Source organism: Undibacterium sp. Ji42W (assembly GCF_049340405.1).
In the GTDB taxonomy this organism is placed as follows: domain Bacteria; phylum Pseudomonadota; class Gammaproteobacteria; order Burkholderiales; family Burkholderiaceae_D; genus Undibacterium.
In genome coordinates, this window is the sequence record NZ_JBMPOV010000067.1 from 1 (window position 1) to 366 (window position 366).

1 protein-coding gene is annotated in these 366 nt (G+C 54.6%); it reads left to right on the forward strand.

The features are described from left to right. The coding region (locus ACO0LG_RS29625; RefSeq protein WP_423032221.1) for a hypothetical protein at positions 1 to 362 on the forward strand (362 nt) is incomplete at its 5' end. Positions 363 to 366: the final 4 nt, after the last annotated feature.

A 366-nucleotide genomic window follows, 5' to 3' on the forward strand; every position in this document is an offset into this window, starting at 1 on the left:
TATCTGCAGGTACTTACAACGCCAACCTCGCCCTCAGCATGGTCAGCGGTGGCACTGCCACGCCGTACAAGTCGCAAGACCAGGCCATCAAGGTACAAAGCGCCAGCCAGATCAATGCACAAACCATCAGCTTGATACAAGGCCTGAGTTTGTCAACGCCTGCACAGCTTGCACAACGTACCGCCATCGTAGACTTGCTCAACCAGGTCAATACCGCGATGAGCAGCAACAGCATGGACAAAGCCCTGCGTTTGCTGATCACCGTACAGGCCAAGTTGAAGAATATAGAAACCGGCGTCGGTCCGGCCAGCAAATCACTGGCCAACCTGATTGCGGTGGTTGAACGACAAAGTGCGCGCTAAGCGT